General features: G+C 72.5%; 14 protein-coding genes. 7 read left to right on the forward strand and 7 right to left on the reverse strand.

The features are described 5' to 3' along the window. Positions 1-191 precede the first annotated feature (191 nt). Together EKD16_RS20225 and EKD16_RS20230 are read right to left on the reverse strand one after the other, a co-directional pair. On the reverse strand, positions 192-1,100 hold the full coding sequence (locus EKD16_RS20225) for a universal stress protein (protein ID WP_131100314.1): 909 nt from the start codon (positions 1,098-1,100) through the stop codon (positions 192-194). A 264-nt stretch (positions 1,101-1,364) separates the two neighbouring features. Continuing rightward, positions 1,365-3,023, reverse strand: coding sequence for a glycine/sarcosine N-methyltransferase (locus tag EKD16_RS20230; RefSeq protein WP_131100317.1), 1,659 nt, complete (start codon positions 3,021-3,023; stop codon positions 1,365-1,367). 446 nt (positions 3,024-3,469) lie between these two features. Between EKD16_RS20230 and EKD16_RS20235 the strand changes: the two genes are divergently transcribed. Together EKD16_RS20235 and EKD16_RS20240 are read left to right on the forward strand one after the other, a co-directional pair. Then, positions 3,470-4,783 (forward strand): aminotransferase class I/II-fold pyridoxal phosphate-dependent enzyme, encoded by a 1,314-nt coding sequence (locus EKD16_RS20235; RefSeq protein WP_131100319.1) that lies wholly within the window; start codon positions 3,470-3,472, stop codon positions 4,781-4,783. A 176-nt stretch (positions 4,784-4,959) separates the two neighbouring features. Then, a complete protein-coding gene (locus EKD16_RS20240) occupies positions 4,960-5,565 on the forward strand; it encodes a DUF6069 family protein (protein ID WP_131100324.1) in 606 nt (201 codons plus the stop codon). A 192-nt stretch (positions 5,566-5,757) separates the two neighbouring features. On the opposite strand, the gene EKD16_RS20245 is transcribed toward EKD16_RS20240, so the two are convergent. Further along, positions 5,758-6,570 (reverse strand): 1,2-phenylacetyl-CoA epoxidase subunit PaaC, encoded by an 813-nt coding sequence (locus EKD16_RS20245; protein ID WP_242677084.1) that lies wholly within the window; start codon positions 6,568-6,570, stop codon positions 5,758-5,760. Positions 6,571-7,255: 685 nt separating this feature from the next. Between EKD16_RS20245 and EKD16_RS20250 the strand changes: the two genes are divergently transcribed. Further along, the gene (locus EKD16_RS20250) at positions 7,256-7,621 is read left to right on the forward strand and encodes an STAS domain-containing protein (protein WP_131100327.1); all 366 of its coding nucleotides are present in this window, start codon (positions 7,256-7,258) and stop codon (positions 7,619-7,621) included. Positions 7,622-7,728: 107 nt separating this feature from the next. On the opposite strand, the gene EKD16_RS20255 is transcribed toward EKD16_RS20250, so the two are convergent. From EKD16_RS20255 to EKD16_RS20270, 4 genes are all read right to left on the reverse strand, one after another. Beyond that, the gene (locus EKD16_RS20255) at positions 7,729-8,439 is read right to left on the reverse strand and encodes a M50 family metallopeptidase (protein WP_131100330.1); all 711 of its coding nucleotides are present in this window, start codon (positions 8,437-8,439) and stop codon (positions 7,729-7,731) included. 306 nt (positions 8,440-8,745) lie between these two features. Continuing rightward, positions 8,746-9,717, reverse strand: coding sequence for a DUF4097 family beta strand repeat-containing protein (locus EKD16_RS20260; protein WP_131100333.1), 972 nt, complete (start codon positions 9,715-9,717; stop codon positions 8,746-8,748). 88 nt (positions 9,718-9,805) lie between these two features. Next, a complete protein-coding gene (locus tag EKD16_RS20265; protein WP_207391361.1) occupies positions 9,806-10,480 on the reverse strand; it encodes a response regulator transcription factor in 675 nt (224 codons plus the stop codon). After that, a complete protein-coding gene (locus tag EKD16_RS20270; protein ID WP_242677085.1) occupies positions 10,477-11,844 on the reverse strand; it encodes a sensor histidine kinase in 1,368 nt (455 codons plus the stop codon). The genes EKD16_RS20265 and EKD16_RS20270 overlap by 4 nt, the downstream gene beginning before the upstream one ends. A gap of 234 nt (positions 11,845-12,078) precedes the next feature. Between EKD16_RS20270 and EKD16_RS20275 the strand changes: the two genes are divergently transcribed. Genes EKD16_RS20275 through EKD16_RS20290 form a run of 4 tightly spaced genes read left to right on the forward strand, consistent with a single transcriptional unit; the run spans position 12,079 to position 15,262 of the window. After that, a complete protein-coding gene (locus EKD16_RS20275; protein ID WP_131100339.1) occupies positions 12,079-12,489 on the forward strand; it encodes a TOBE domain-containing protein in 411 nt (136 codons plus the stop codon). Then, entirely contained in the window at positions 12,482-13,318 is an 837-nt protein-coding gene (modA, locus tag EKD16_RS20280) for a molybdate ABC transporter substrate-binding protein (protein ID WP_131100342.1), read from the forward strand. Before EKD16_RS20275 ends, modA begins: the two co-directional genes overlap by 8 nt. After that, entirely contained in the window at positions 13,293-14,138 is an 846-nt protein-coding gene (locus tag EKD16_RS20285; RefSeq protein ID WP_131100346.1) for an ABC transporter permease, read from the forward strand. Before modA ends, EKD16_RS20285 begins: the two co-directional genes overlap by 26 nt. Then, positions 14,135-15,262, forward strand: a complete 1,128-nt coding sequence (locus EKD16_RS20290) for an ABC transporter ATP-binding protein (RefSeq protein WP_131100349.1) — start codon at positions 14,135-14,137, stop codon at positions 15,260-15,262. The genes EKD16_RS20285 and EKD16_RS20290 overlap by 4 nt, the downstream gene beginning before the upstream one ends. The last annotated feature ends 44 nt before the right edge of the window (positions 15,263-15,306 follow it).

The raw sequence follows: 15,306 nt of genomic DNA on the forward strand, positions 1-15,306 counted from the left end.
GGCGGGACTCCCGTGGGAAAGCACGGCGTGCGCTCGGCGGCAGGCTGGCGTCAGCGCTTCGCGCGGCAATGCCCATCGCCGCAACCTCCGCGGGCCCGGCTACCCGTGGCCCCGGAGAGCGCCTCCAAACCCCACTCGCCCGAAAAGCCCCCGCGGTCGGGGACACGCCCGGCCCGCCACCGGCTCCGCGCTCAGCGCACCACCGCCACCGGTCCGTGCGCGCCGTGCAGGACGGACTGGCTGACCGATCCCAGCAGCAGGCCCCGGAACCCGCCGCGCCCCCGGGTGCCGACCACGACCAGGTCGGCGGGCGTGGCCTCGTCCAGGATCGCCACCACCGGGTGCGCACGCACCGTACGCAGGTCGACGGAGACGTTCGGGTGCTGCTCGCGCATCTCCTCCAGTTCGGCCTCGGCGGTGCGCCGGGCCGTGGCCTCCACGGCCTCGTCGTCGAAGGCTTCGGGCGGCACCGGCCCCATCGCCGACACGAACGCGGCCATGGGCTGCCATGCGCACACGGCCACCAGTTCGCTCTCGGTCCAGGCAGCCTGGGCGAAGGCGAACTCCACCGCCCGGCGGCTGGACTCCGAGCCGTCCACACCGGCGACGATGCGGCCCTTGACCCCGTGCGCGGACTCGTGCTTCTTCGGCAGCACCACAACCGGCACCGGGGAGTGCGCGGCCAGCTCGATGCCCACCGAGCCCACGAACGCCGACGCCAGTCCGCCCAGCCCCCGCGATCCGACGACCACCGCGGAGGTGTCGGGCTGCTTGGCCTCGTCCAGCAGCGCATCGGCGGCGCGCGCGGTGGGCATGCGGGTGCGCACCGAAAGCTCGGGGAACAGCCGCAGGATCCAGTCCTGGGCGTACTCCAGCAGCGCCTGGGCGTCGCGCAGGCGGTCGTCGGTCTCCTGCTCGCCGCCGCGCGGCACGATCTCGCGGAAGGCACCCGCGGCGTCGGGCGGCCCCACAGCGGTGACGATGGTCAGACCGCGCCCGCGCGTCGCCGCCTGGTTGGCCGACCACTCCAGCGCGTAGCGGCTGGAGTCGGAGCCGTCGACGCCTACGACCACCCACAGCTTCTGCGACGTGCCGTCCATCTCGCGCTCCTCCTCCTACCGGGCGCGGTCCGCCTCCGCCGGTCGGCGGCGCACCAGACGCAGACGCAGACGCCGGCCGCGGCGCGGCGTGCCCGCCGCTCGGCTACCCGCATCCGGCTCCGGAGGAAACCGCTCCCGGATCGCAGCGGTGTTCTGCCAGCCGCATACCCGATGGTCCGCCGCCCACACGCCGCCGCGGCACGCGAGACACCAGCGGCCCCGCGGTCGCAGGGCCGCGGGGCCGCTGGTGAGTCGCCGGGGATATCAGGCGCGGTAGTGCAGGATCCCCCAGGCGAGAGAGCCGGACCGGCCGCCGTTGACCCAGTTGCGCAGCCCGGTCTTCATGTGCTCCAGGTACTCCTGGCTGATCTCGCCGCTCAGCTCCGGCTCGCGGCGCTCGGTCTCGGCGAGCACGCGGCCGTAGTGGTTGGGCAGCTGTTGACTGAGGTCGTCGAACTCGACCTTGCGCAGGCTCAGCCGTGCGGCTTCCCGGTCGTAGAACCCGGGCGTACCCATGGTGTCCAGGTGCAGCCGCTTGAGGATGGGCTTGAGCGCCTCCCGGTCGGCGTTGTCCGTGGCCATGGGGTCGGTGAAGACGAAGTGGCCGCCGGGCCGGATGATCCGGGCGACCTCCTCCATGACGCGGATGCGGTCCCCGCTGTGCAGGAAGGCGTCCTGGGACCAGACGACGTCGAAGCCGTTGTCCTGGACCGGGACGTCCTCGAACGAACCGTCGATCACGTCGATGAGGTGCTCCAGGCCCTCGGCGCGGTTCTTCTCCCGGTTGCGCTCGTTCTCCACCTCGCTCAGGTTGAGGCAGGTCACGTGGCAGCCGTAGGTGCGGGCCAGGTACCGGGCGGAGCCCCCGTAGCCGGCGCCGATGTCGATGATCTTGGTGTCGGGGGTGATGGTGTCGACCTTGCCGGCCATCCGCTCGACGGTGCGCACGCTGGCCTCGCCGATGTCGTCCTGGTCGGACTCGTAGAGGCCGACGTGGATGTCGGTTCCGCCCCAGATCGTGTGGTAGAAGGTGTCGGCGTCGGACGAGTTGTAGTAGTCCCGCGCCGTCTGCACCGCCGACGAGTAGCCCTCGGCCAGCTCGTCGTCGGCGCGGTAGGCCTTCTCCGCGATGTGGATGAAGAAGTCCGGCTCGTCGGCCTGGTAGGTCTCCTGGAAGTCGCCGTAGGTGTCGACCCGCTGGAAGCCCACCTCGCGCATCAGCCGCCGCACGTAGTTCTTCCGCAGCGGGAACATGTTGAGGTAGTACTGCGACTTGTCGGGGAAGCGGTAGACGAAGCGCGCCAGGCCCTCGTCCACGTGGTCCGGCTCGGCCGAGACCTCTTCGCCGCAGTAGTAGTAGGTGTGGCTGTTCCCGTACTGCCCGTCGAGCAGGGCGTCGTAGTTGCGCTGGTCGAGGATGAGCACGCCGTCGTGCTTGAGCATCGCATAGAACTCGGCCAGCGCCTTGCGGCGGTCACGCTCCGAGAAGAGGTGCGTGAACGAGTTGCCCAGGCAGATGATGGCGTCGTAGGTGCCGTGGACGTCCCTGTTGAGGTAGCGCCAATCGGCTTGCACGACGCGCAGGATGTGGCCGCCGTAGCTCTGGCCGTTGGCGAACGCCTTGGCCAGCATCTCCGCACTGCCGTCGGCACTGACGGTCTCGAAGTCCTCTTCGAGCAGGCGGACGGAGTGGAAGCCGGTGCCGGTGGCCACGTCGAGGACCTTCTCGACCCCGCGGGCCTTGAGCTGCTCGACGAAGAAGTTGCCTTCGCTGGCCCACCGACGCTTCCAGTCGATCAGCTCGTCCCACTTGTCGACGAACCCCGTCACGTACTCGGCTTTGTAGTGGTCGGTGTCGCGAACGGCCAGCGGGTCGTCACCAAAATGCTGCTGATCCTGTCCTTTAATTGTTCGACTCCTCACACTCGAAAAACCCTCTCACCAGACACACACGACGCCGAGGGTCAAACTTCGCGCATATACATTGAAAGCCATGACCCCCACCATAGTTCAAGTGGCGAAGACCATTTTTCAGGTGTCTTCGCAGGTCAGCCGGGAAAAATTCACCCGGGGTCATCGTCGCAGCACAGCGGCCCACCGAGGCTCTGCGGGCACCCACAGCCATTGTCCCACGGGCAACGAATCGCACTACGCAACGCATTGCGCAAGACGCACCCCGAAAAAAGAAAGGGCGACCGGGAAACAATGCTGAATTCCCGATAGGCTATACTTCTCTCCCCACTCGCCGACACCCCCGCCGAGGCGGCCCGATCAGGCGGGCCGCGGTGGGCCTCGGGCGGCGCCGGCTCGGCCGTCCGGCGGCGTGCACGAGCGCGCTGGAACCGCCTTCGTTACTGGATAATGCGGGCATGGGCATCACCGGACGCCGATCCAACGAGATCGCCGACAGCGCCGAGCGAGCGATCGCCGACGGCGAACTCCGCGCCGGTGCCGCGCTCCCTCCGATCCGCGATCTCGCCGGCGAACTGGGTGTGAATCCGAACACAGTCGCGGCCGCCTACCGCATGCTGCGCGAGCGCGGACTGGTGGAGACCGCCGGCCGCAGGGGCACGCACGTGCGCCCGCACCCGCTCGGCGCCCCGCGGGAGAGCGAGCCGGGGACCGTGCCGCCGGGCGTCCGCGACGCCGCGACCGGCAACCCCGATCCGCGCCTGCTCCCCGACCTCTCCGGCGCTCTGGCCGCGGTCGCCGGGCACCGCTCGGGCCGCCACGCCCTGTACGGCGACCCGCCGCTGCTCCCGCGGATCGCGCACACGGCCCGCGAGATCTTCGAAGCCGACGGCGTGCCCGCGGAGCGCCTCGCGGCCACCTCAGGAGCACTCGACGCCATCGACCGGGTGCTGCGCTCCTCGCTGCGGCCCGGCGACAGCGCCGTCGTGGAGGACCCCGGGTGGTCGAGCACGCTGAACCTGCTGACCGCGCTGGGCATCCGGCCGGTGCCCGCGGCGATCGACGACGAGGGGATGCTGCCCGACGCGTTGGCGGCCGCGCTGCGCAGCGGCGCCCGCGCGGTGGTGGTCACCGACCGCGCGCAGAACCCCTTCGGCTCGGCGCTGAGCCCGCAGCGAGCGGCGGCGCTGCGCGCGGTGCTCTCCGATCATCCCGACGTGCTCACCGTCGACGACGACCACGGCTTCGGGTTCGTCAGCGCGCCCTTTCGCAGCCTGGTCGGCGCAACCCGGCGGTGGGCACTGGTGCGGTCGGTGGCCAAGACCTACGGGCCGGACCTGCGCCTGGCCCTGCTCACGGGCGACGCGGTGACCGTCGAGCGGGTGCGGGCACAGCAGCAGGCCGGTCCGGGCTGGGTCAGCACCGTGCTGCAGGAGGCGTTCTCTGAGCTGTGGCGCACCGGCGCCGTCGACTGGGCGCGCACCGCCCGCTCCTACGACGAGCGGCGCGAAGCGCTCGTCGCCCGCCTGGCCGACCACGGCGTCGGCGGCCGGGGCCGCAGCGGCGTCAACGTGTGGGTCCCGGTCGAGGACGAGGCCGCCACGGTGACCGCCCTGCACGCGCGCGGCTGGGCGGTGGCGCCCGGCCGGCGCTTCCGCCTGGAGTCCGGGCCGGGGATCAGGGTGACGATCTCGGCTGTGGACGCCGCCGAGCTGTCCGGGCTCGCCGCGGACATCGCGGCCGCCACCCAGGCGGGCGGGCCTCCCGTATAGCGTCGGACACCGCACCGGAGCCGCGGTCGGCGCCCGGGGCGGACCGCGGCACCGGGCGCTCTCGTCGCCCCGGAGAAGCCCGCTGACCAGCGCCGACGATCGGAATGTGGTTTTCGCCGGTGGCGGCCGGGTATGGGGCCACCAACCGTGTTCGGGCCGTATCGGGGGGAAACGGCATGAGCGAATATGGCAGCGAGCGGCGGGTCAACGCAGGCAGGTTATGGTCGGGCGGCCTCGCCACGGCCGTGGTCGCGGCACTGATCATCCTGGTCGGCGCACTGGTGGTGCGGGGAGTGCTGGGCATCCCGGTACTCGCTCCGGAGGAGGCGGGCTACGCCGGCGACGCCGGAACCGCCGCCTATGCGGTCGTGGCAGGGATCGCCGCGCTGGTGGCGACCGCGCTGCTGCACCTGCTGCTGGTCAGCGCGCCGCGGGCGACGACGTTCTTCGGCTGGATCGTCGGGCTGGCCACGATCGTCGCGGCCGTGAGCCCGTTCACCCAGGAGGCGGCGCTACCCAGCCAACTGGCCACCGCCGTCATCAACACCGTGACCGGAATCGCGATCGTCTCGCTGCTGAGCAGCGTGGGAGCCACGGCGGTGCGGCGCCGGCGCCCTTCGGTCGAGCGCGACGTGCCCGAGAGCGCCGAGTTCGACGACTCCGGCTACTCCAGCGGCTACCGCGACGCCCTGGGCGAGTCCCCGGCGCGCCGCTACGACGGCCGCCACCGCGGAAACGATCCCTACGATCCCGCTCGGGCCCGCGACTCGTCCCGCGAATGAGCGGCGCCACGGCACGGGTCGGCGCGCAGCAGGGGCAGGACCCGGCCGACACGATCTCAACCGACGAGAAGACCGGAACCCGGCCCCGCGGGGCCGGGTTCCGTCGTGTGCACCGGGAGGCGGCGAGGCGGGGTCCTGTGTGGCTCCACGGTGGACTTCGCACCGGCTCCCCGCTGAGGACCACACGGGCGGTCAGCCGGGGGCGCGGTCGCGGCGGATGTCGGCCAAGGTGCGGGCGAACGGCTCGGAGTGCACGCCGGCGCGGCCGCACATCTCCATCGAGCCGACACGCGGCACCGGGGCGGGCCGGGCCAGCCGGGTCTCGCGCAGGACACCGCCGACGGCGGCCTCCCAGGCGGGGCGCAGATCCTGGGGATCGACCCCGATACCGGCTTCGGCGGCGGTGCGCGAGACCTCGTCGGACAGGAACAGTTCGCCGGTGCACGGCCACACTTCTCCCAGCGCCGTGTCGAGCCGCCGCCGATCCTCCTCGGCGGCCGCCAGCCGCAGCATCCAGCGCACGGCGTGGTCGCGGTGGAAGGGCAGCTCACGCACCGCGGTCCGGGCGATGGCGCCCAGCGACTCGTCGGCCGAGTCGGCGAGGGCGGTGTAGAGCTCCAGCGCGTAGGTGGAGAACAGCAGTTGGCGGACGACGGTGTGCGCGAGATCGGTGTTGGGCGACTCCACCAGCCGCACGTTGAGGTACTGGTCGGCGCCGCGGCCGCGGATGAGGTCTTCCTCGGTCCGCAGCACGCCGGTGAGCTGCTCCTCCATACGGCCGGCGCAGCCCAGCAGGGAGCCGGCCAGGCGCAGCAGGCCGCGTGCGATGCGGGCGGCCTCGTATGCGGCGTCGTGGGCGTCGGTGCCGCACGCCTGACGCCACAGTCCGCTGCTTTCGGTCTCGGCCAACCGGTGTCCGGCCACCAGCGCGTCGTCGCCCAGCCGCAGCACGTACGCCGTCGCGGCGGTGTCCGCGGCGGCGGCCGAGGCCCCTCTTTCGTTCATCGCGATCCCCCAAGGCAAGAGTGCGGGACGCGCCGCCGGGCGCTCGTCGCGCACCGCGCCGCGGTGCCGCGGTGCCGCGGCCGCAGGTAGCGGGACGCGCTCCGGCGGGCGGCGCACCCATCCCCCTACCCGTGCCGGGCCGATGTGGACACCTGGCGACCCGGCGATGCGGGCGTGCTGTGTGTGATCTCCGCGGGCGGTGGTGTGGCGCATCTCGCCTTCGGCGGCCCGGGCTCCGCCGAGGGGAGAAAGCGCAGGTGAGCGCCACCGACGAGGCGCCGGAGAACACGCGTCTGCGTCACTCGCGTCACGAAAAGGCCACGGCACTGTGGTATCGTCCCGTCGGATGCTTGATTCTAAGCATCTTAGGAATGAGGGGGAGCGGCGCTCGCACATCGCGAGCCGCCCATCGGGCCGAACAGGCCACAGCCATCTGCCGCCGACCGCCTTCTGCCGACTACGCGCCCGCGGCACTACGGCACGGCAGGCAGCGTAGATCCACATATGCCTGGCACATCGGTTGTCAGCATGGGGGTAACCGACTTTGGAAAACCAGCCTCGCCTATGCGGCGCGTCGACCAACGTGCTGGCCGGCACGTTCGGGAAGAACCCTCGCCCTGCGGGCGACGGGAGCGCCGCACCGGGCCCCAGGGCAACGGTATCGGCGCGACACCCCGGAGCGGACATGGCCTCGCTGAAGATCACCCGCCGCGACCGCGACGACTGCGTCGTGCTCGCGCCCAGCGGCGAAATCGACATGGCCGCTGAGGACCAGTTCCACCGTGCGGTACTCGCGGCGGTCGACGACCGCCCGCAGGGGCGCCTCGTCCTCGACTTCTCCCGCCTGGTCTTCATCGACTCCAGCGGACTGCGGGTCCTCATCCAGGCGCACAAGGCCACCAAGGCCGCCGGTGGAAGCCTCGCCATCGCGGCCGCCTCCGAGCGGATCGCCCGCATTCTGCACGTGACCGCCATCGACACCCGCGTGGCCGTCTTCCCCACCGTCGAGGCGGCGCTCGCGGCCGCCCAGGAGAGCTCCAGCGCGGGCTGAGCCCGCAAGCGAGCCCAGTAGGCGCCGGCGTGCGACGCGCGGCGCCTGCGTCGCTTCCGGGCTCTGCGGCGGCGCCCGTTTCGCGCGGCGACCGGGCGCCGCGCGGCTCAGAACATCAGCAGCCAGATACCCGTCGCAGTCACCGCGACGTTCACCACCCCGAAGAACAGCACCCACACGACGCCCGGGAGTCCCGTCAACCGGTGCAGCTGGTCGGCGTCGGACTGCGGCGACGGCTGGCGGCTGCGCTGCGCCTGCAGCTCGAACACCGGGCGGATCCCCGCCAGGAGCAGGAACCAGGTGAAGAAGTAGGCGAACGCGGCCTGTATCTCGGCCGGGGTGAACCAGGAGACGAGGAAAACCACGGCTCCGGTACCCACCACCGAGACCACGCCGTAGACGTTGCGGATCAGCAGCAGCATCGCCGCCAGCACCAGGATGCTCATCCACAGCAGCGCCGTGATGCGGTTGTTCACCAGGAGCAGGATGGCCAGCAGGCCCACGATCGAGGGTGTGATGTAGCCCGCGGCGACGGTCAGGATCATTCCCGGCCCGCGCGGCTTGCCGCGGGAGACCGTCACTCCCGAGGTGTCGGAGTGCAGCCGGATGCCGGTGAGCTGGCGGCCGCTGAGCAGCGCCACGACGGCGTGCCCGCCTTCGTGGGCGATGGTGACGACGTTGCGGGCGACGCGCCAGGGGCCGCGGACGACGACCACGATCAGCGCGGCGACCCCCACGGCGATGACGAGCCAGGTGGGGGGCGGTGTCTGGACCGAGAACGCCTCCTGCCAGACGTCCCCGAACGTAGTCGCTTCCATCGGCCCGCTCTCCCATCGTTCAGCCACTCAGGCGCAAACTGTAGGGCATGGCACGGGGGCGCCCGCCCGAATGGACGGACGCCCCCGCAACGGGTGGGCGCGGGCCTGCGCCGGTTCTCGCCGTCGGGCTCGCCACCGGCGAGCACCCGACCCGTTGGGCACGGGCGCCGCCATCCGCCGCGCCCGCTGCCGCCTCCGTCGAGACCACCCGCTCCCGGCAGACCGACAAGGCCGCCCAGCAGACCCGAGCCGCAAGGCCCGGCCGCCCATGGAAGCCGGACCGATCCAGCACTTCTTAAGCCCGGCTTAGTCGGCGCTGACGCTCACCGAGCCGGTTGTGCTGCTGACCAGGATGCGCGAGCCGGCATCAGGGGAGGTTTCCACGTCGATGTCCCGGTCACCCGTCGTGGATTCCCCGCCGATCCGGTACGTGCCGTCGGGGACCTCCACCTCGGCCGAGCCGGTGGTGGTCTCCACGGCGAGGCGAGAGAAGGGCTCCAGCGCCTCGACCTCGACCTGGCCGGTCGTGGTCTCGATCTCGGCGACGGAGAAGCCCGCCTCCAGGTCGACGCCGCCGGTCGTGGTCTCGATCTCGAACCGGTCGGCCTGCAATCCGCCGAAGTCCACCTGGCCAGTGGTGGCCTCGGCGACCACGGTCCCGCCGGTGCCCTCCGCGCTGAGGGAGCCGGTGTTGGACTCCAGGTCGAGGTCGCCCTCGACGCCGCTCAGCTCGATATCGCCGGTGGTGGTGGCGGCGTGCACGTCGCCCCGAAGGTCCTCGCCGGTGATGGAGCCGGAACCGGCCTCCACGTCGACCTCGCCCGCGATCCCCTCCAGCTCCACGTCGCCGGAGTGCGCCTCGATGGTGACCGCGGTGCCCTCCGGCACGCCGATCGAGTAGTCCACCTCGCAGCCGCCGAAGAACCAGCCACCGCCGCACTTCGCCCCGGCGGTGACCGTGCCGCCTTTCATGTCGAGCTTCTCCCGCGCGTCGGCCAGCGGCGTGCCCTGCAGCTCTCGTTCGACGGTGACCTCGTCGCCCGCGACACGGTGGACCGAGACGTCACCGCTGGAGCCGTTGTGGACCGCCACCGCGTCGGCGCCGGTGAAATCGTCGGTGCGGGACTCGCCGCCCAACTGGACGCTGCCGAAGGCCGCCAGAGTGCCGCCGAGCAGCACGACCAGCGCCACCACCGCCCCGATCAGCAGCCAGCCGGAGCGCCGCCCGCGCGGCTCCTTGCTGGATGCGGCGTAGAGCCCGCGTCCGGTGAATGTCATCTCTGTTCCCTCCGGGGGATGCCTACGCCCCCTCGATCGCTCGTTCTGTCGTCGCGTGCACGGACCGGCCGCCGGCGGACGGCGGCCGTCAAGGGGCGGCGCTGCGGTGTTCGCCGCCGCGCAGGTACTCCAAAACCGCCCGCACGCGGCGGTGGTCGTGGTCGTCCTGGCCGAGGTCGAGCTTGGTGAATATGGCGCGGATGTGCTTCTCGACGGCGCGTTCGGTGATGAACAACCGGGTGGCGATGCCGACGTTGTTCAGCCCCTCGGCCATCACGCCGAGTACCTCGCTCTCCCGCGGGCTGAGCCGCTGGATCGCGCTGTCGTCGCGCCGGCTGAGCAACTGGGACACCACCTCGGGATCGATGGCGGTCCCGCCGGCGGCGACGCGCCGCAAGGTGACGAGGAACTCGTCGATGTCGGCGACGCGGTCCTTGAGCAGGTAGCCCACACCGCCGGCGTCGCCGCCCAGCAGCTCGGCGGCGTAGCGGCTGACGACGTGCTGGGACAGCAGCAGGACCGCGACGCCGGGTTTGCGGCGGCGGATCTCGACGGCCGCTTGCAGGCCCTCCTCGGCGTAGCCGGGCGGCATCCGGATATCGACCAGGCAGAGGTCGACGTCACCGTGGGCATCCACGGCCGCGAGCAGCTCCTCCGCGTCGCCGACGGCGGCGGGCACCTCGACACCGGCGTCCTCCAGAAGTTTGACCATGCCGCTGCGCAGCAGCACGGAGTCCTCGGCGACGATGATGCGCACGGTCATGCCTCCCAGGGGATGTCGGCGGTGAGGACGGTTCCCGCACCGGCCGGACTGTCTACGGACAAGGTGCCGTCGACGGCGTTGACGCGGTCCCACAGGCCGTAGAGGCCCGAACCGGAGTCGGGGTCGGCGCCGCCCTTGCCGTCGTCGGTGACGGTGAGCCGGAGCAGGTCGCCGGAGGCGCCTGCGACCCGGTCGGCGCGCACCTCCACGCTTGCGGCGCCGGCGTGCTTGGCGACGTTGGTAAGTGCCTCGCAGGCGACGTAGTAGGCGACGCCCTCGGCGCGTGCGGAGGGCCGCTCGGGCAGCTCCACGCGCACCTGTACCGGCACCGGGCAGCGGCCGGCGGCCACGGGAAGCGCCGCCTCCAGGCCGTGGTCGGTGAGGGCGCGCGGGTGCAGGCCGCGGGCGACCTCGCGCAGTTCGGCCATCACCGCCTTGGCTTCGCTTCGCGCCTCGTCGATGAGCGTGCGCACCTCGTCGGCGTCACCCGCGCGGTCGGACTTGGCGCGCGCCCGGCTGAGGGTCATGGTCACCGCGAGGAGCCGCTGCTGCGCGCCGTCGTGCAGGTCGCGCTCGATGCGGCGGCGTTCGGCCTCGGCCGCGTCCACCATGCGCGAGCGGCTGTCCTGCACGTGTGCCAGGCGGCGCCGGATCAGCATCTCCGGCGCGTCCAGCAACAGCCGGCGGCTGACCTCGACCTCCAGCCGCACCAGCAGCGGCACCACCCACAGGCCGACGGCCGCGCCCACCGGGCCGAGGAAGACCGCGGCCAGCGGCACCGCCGGCTCCAGGGATCCGGCGGCCAGCGCGTAGCCGACGCCGACGATGGACCCCAGGGCCATCGCGCTGCCGTAGACGACCAGGCCCAGCGCGATACCGCCGAAGACGACGCCCTGGATGCCGGTCAGCGTCGCGCACACGAAGGCGGTCCAGGCGTCGCGGCCGTAGAGGTAGGCGACGCCGCGCAGCAGCAGTACGGCGGGATTGCGCGTCGCACGGGCGGCGGGTTCGCGCGGGCGGGACTCGACGATGCCGAAGACGTCCTCCAGGCGGCGGCGCTGGATACGGCAGGCCAGCCGCGAGAGCAGGGTGGCCGCGGCGAGCAGGACGGCGGTCAAGGCCAGCAGGACCGCCAGCGGGGGCGGATCGCCCTCGGGAATCCCGCCGAGGAAGCCGGAGAAGAAACTGAGGATGTAGGCGACGCCTTGGACGGTCACCAGCAGCACGGGGATCAGGTAGCCGACGGACAGCGCGAAGGACGTCAGCAGATGCAGCAGGCCGAACAGCCGGCCCTTGGCCGGGGCCGCGTCGGCGCCGCCGGTCCGCAGCGGGTCCGCGGCGCCGGGGGCCGCGGTTGCGCGCACGCCCGCCACCTCCTTCCACTGGCACCCGTGGAGCGTCCCGTCGTACTCATCAAAGTAGGAGGCGGCGCGGCATGCGCGCCATGACGCCACCACATCGCGCCCGGGTAGTGCTAACCCCACCGCCCCGGTCCAGGACGGCACCATCGCACCAGCGACCTCTTTCGCTGCTTGAGCTTGTAAAAGCGTGCGATTTCCGGGTTTCCCTTCGCTTCTGCGAGGAGTAGATTGCGGGGCGTGCCGATGTTCCGAATCAGTGAGGTCGCCGGGCTCGTCGGGGTCAGCGGCGACACGGTCCGCCGCTGGGTGGACTCCGGTCGGCTGCGCGCCGCACGCGACGCCCACGGGCACCGCACGGTCGACGGCGCCGACCTCGCCGCCTTCCTGCGCGCCGACCCGGGCGACGACCCCGCTCGCCAGGTCTCCTCGGCGCGCAACCGGTTCCGCGGTCTGGTCACCGCGGTGATCCGCGACGAGGTGATGGCCCAGGTCGAGATCCAGGCCGGGCCGCACCGCGTGGTGTCGCTGATGAGCCGCGAGGCCGCCGACGAACTGGGACTCGGCGTGGGATCGACCGCCACAGCGGTGGTGAAGTCGACGAACGTCGTCGTCGAGAACGAGCCGGCGAAAGGACAACGCCATGGCTAGTCGTCCGACCCGACAGGGCGACTTCCTCGACGCCGTCCGGCGGCTGTTGCGCCGCGGCGCCGCCGCGGCCGCGGCGGTCGGGGTGCTGGCGGCCGGTGCCGCCTGCGCGCCGGTGGAAGGCGGCGAGGGCAGCGGGGATACAGGAGGGGGCGCCGCACAGCGCACACTCACCGTGTTCGCCGCGGCGTCGCTCACCGAGGCGTTCGAGGAGCTGGGCGGGCGGTTCGAGGAGGAGCACCCCGACGCGCGGGTGGAGTTCAACTTCGCCGGCAGCTCCGACCTCGCCAACCAGATCAACGAGGGCGCCCCCGCCGATGTGTTCGCCTCCGCCGACACCCACACCATGGACCTCGTCGTCGAGGAGGGCCGTACCGCGAAGGAACCGGTCGTCTTCGTCCGCAACACCCTGCGGATCGCCGTTCCCGCGGACAACCCCGCCGGGGTCGACGGCCTGGCCGACCTCGCCGATCCCGCGGTCAAGGTCGTACTGTGCGCCGAGGAGGTGCCCTGCGGCGCGGCGTCGGCCGAGGCCCTGGACGCCGCCGGCCTGGAGGTCGCCCCCGTGTCGCGGGAGCGCGACGTCAAGGCGGCGCTGACGAAGGCGGAACTGGGCGAGGTAGACGCGGCGCTTGTCTACCGCACCGACATCCGCGCCGCCGACGGAGTGAAGGGGATCGCCTTCCCCGAGGCCGACGAGGCGGCCAACGACTACCCGGTCGCCGTGCTGGAAGGTGCCGCCCGGCCCGGTCTCGCCGAGGCGTGGGTGGAGTTCGTCCGCTCCGGCGACGGCGACGAGGTGCTCGATGACGCAGGTTTCAGCACCCTCTGACCCGACCCCGCGCGAGCGCAGGGCCCGGCTGCGCGTGCGGTCGGGGCGGTTCCCGTGGCTGCTGATGGTGCCCGCCCTGCTCGGGCTGGTCTTCCTGGTGCTGCCGTTCGCCGGGCTGCTCGCCCGCGCGCCGTGGCCGACTCTCGTCACCCGGCTGCTGATGCCCGACGTGCGCGGGGCACTGTGGCTGTCGCTGACCACCGCCACCGCGGCCACCGCCGTCTCGGTGTGCCTGGGCGTGCCGCTGGCCTGGCTGCTCGCGCGCACCGAGTTCCCCGGCCGCCGACTACTGCGGGCGCTGGTCACGGTGCCGCTGGTGATCCCGCCGGTCGTCGGCGGTGTCGCGCTGCTGCTCGCGTTGGGGCGGCGCGGGATCGTCGGGCGCTACCTGGACGAGTGGTTCGGCCTGACGCTGCCCTTCACCTCGGCGGCGGTGGTCGTCGCCCAGGTGTTCGTGGCGATGCCGTTCCTGGTAATCAGCGTCGAAGGCGCGCTGCGGGGGGCCGACAGGCGCTTCGAGGAGGCCGCGGCCACCCTCGGCGCGTCGCGGGCGGTCGTCTTCCGGCGCGTCACGCTGCCGATGGTGGGGCCCGGCGTGATCGCCGGTGCTGTGCTGGCCTGGGCTCGGGCGCTGGGCGAGTTCGGCGCCACGATCACCTTCGCCGGCAACTTCCCCGGCCGCACCCAGACCATGCCGCTGGCGGTCTACCTGGCCATGCAGGAGAGCCCGGAGTCGGCGATCGTGCTGAGCCTGGTGCTGTTGGGCGTGTCCCTGGTCATCCTGGTCGCACTGCGTGACCGGTGGGTGGGGGCGGCATGACCGGGAACGACAGCCTGCGGCTCGACGGCGCGGGGGACGCGGCGGCGCCGGCGGAGGCGAACAGGGGCGGAGACAAGGGGCTGGACGCGCGGCTGGTCGTGGACCGGGGCGCGTTCCGGCTGGAGGCCGGGCTGCGGGCGCGCCCCGGGGAGGTCGTCGCGGTGCTGGGCCCCAACGGGTCGGGCAAGTCGACCGCGCTCCGGGCACTGGCGGGCCTGGAGTCCCTCTCCTCGGGACGGATCCTACTGGGAGGCCGGGACATCACCGTCGCTCCGGCCGAGCGGCGCCCCGTCGGGATGGTGTTCCAGGACTATCTGCTCTTCGGCCACCTCTCCGCGCTGGACAACGTGGCCTTCGGCCCCCGGTGCGCGGGCGCGGGCCGCGCCGAGGCGCGCGCCCTGGCCGCCGAACTGCTGGAGACGGTGGGCCTGGCGGACCACGCCGCCGCCCGCCCGCGCGCGCTGTCGGGCGGCCAGGCGCAGCGTGTCGCGCTGGCACGGGCTCTGGCGGTGCGCCCGCGGCTGCTGCTGCTCGACGAGCCGATGGCGGCGCTGGACGTGCACACCCGTGCGTCGGTGCGCTCGTGGCTGCGTCACCGCCTGGCCGCGCTGGACTACGCGACGGTGCTGGTCACGCACGACCCGCTGGACGCGATGGTGCTCGCCGACCGGATCACGGTGCTCGAATCGGGCCGGGTGGTCCAGGAGGGCGCGCCGGGCGAGGTGGCCCAGCATCCGCGGACCGGCTACGTCGCCCGGTTGGTGGGACTCAACCTGTACCGGGGGAGTGCCCAGGGCACCCGCGTCCGCGTGCCGGTGAGCGACGGCTTCGGCGCGGCGGAGATCTCTCTGCCCCAGCGGTGGGAAGGCGAGGTGTTCGTCGCCTTCCCGCCTCGGGCCGTCGCCCTGTACCGCGAGCGCCCCGACGGCACTCCGCGCAACCTGTGGCGGTTGCGCATCGACGGTGTGGAGCGCTTCGGCGACCAGGTGCGCGTGCACCTGGTGGGCGCGTTCCCGCTACTGGCGGACATCACCCCCGAGGCCCTGGCGGAGCTTCGGCTGGCGGGCGGCATGGAGGTCTGGGCCGGAGTGAAGGCGACCGAGGTCCGCTGCTACCCGGCGTAACCGCCCTCGGAGCGGGGGAGCGCAAACGAAACCGGGCTAGGGGG

It is taken from the genome of Streptomonospora litoralis, from assembly GCF_004323735.1.
GTDB classification, from domain to species: domain Bacteria; phylum Actinomycetota; class Actinomycetes; order Streptosporangiales; family Streptosporangiaceae; genus Streptomonospora; species Streptomonospora litoralis.

What these genes read in the sequence shown, in the direction of transcription:
- EKD16_RS20250 (WP_131100327.1), top strand. Translation starts at nt 7,256, where the DNA reads ATGGCCTCGCTGAAGATCACCCGCCGCGACCGCGACGACTGCGTCGTG.
- EKD16_RS20265 (WP_207391361.1), bottom strand. Translation starts at nt 10,480, where the DNA reads ATGACCGTGCGCATCATCGTCGCCGAGGACTCCGTGCTGCTGCGCAGC.
- EKD16_RS20235 (WP_131100319.1), top strand. Translation starts at nt 3,470, where the DNA reads ATGGGCATCACCGGACGCCGATCCAACGAGATCGCCGACAGCGCCGAG.
- EKD16_RS20245 (WP_242677084.1), bottom strand. Translation starts at nt 6,570, where the DNA reads ATGAACGAAAGAGGGGCCTCGGCCGCCGCCGCGGACACCGCCGCGACG.
- modA (WP_131100342.1), top strand. Translation starts at nt 12,482, where the DNA reads ATGGCTAGTCGTCCGACCCGACAGGGCGACTTCCTCGACGCCGTCCGG.
- EKD16_RS20290 (WP_131100349.1), top strand. Translation starts at nt 14,135, where the DNA reads ATGACCGGGAACGACAGCCTGCGGCTCGACGGCGCGGGGGACGCGGCG.
- EKD16_RS20225 (WP_131100314.1), bottom strand. Translation starts at nt 1,100, where the DNA reads ATGGACGGCACGTCGCAGAAGCTGTGGGTGGTCGTAGGCGTCGACGGC.
- EKD16_RS20255 (WP_131100330.1), bottom strand. Translation starts at nt 8,439, where the DNA reads ATGGAAGCGACTACGTTCGGGGACGTCTGGCAGGAGGCGTTCTCGGTC.
- EKD16_RS20285 (WP_131100346.1), top strand. Translation starts at nt 13,293, where the DNA reads ATGACGCAGGTTTCAGCACCCTCTGACCCGACCCCGCGCGAGCGCAGG.
- EKD16_RS20240 (WP_131100324.1), top strand. Translation starts at nt 4,960, where the DNA reads ATGAGCGAATATGGCAGCGAGCGGCGGGTCAACGCAGGCAGGTTATGG.
- EKD16_RS20260 (WP_131100333.1), bottom strand. Translation starts at nt 9,717, where the DNA reads ATGACATTCACCGGACGCGGGCTCTACGCCGCATCCAGCAAGGAGCCG.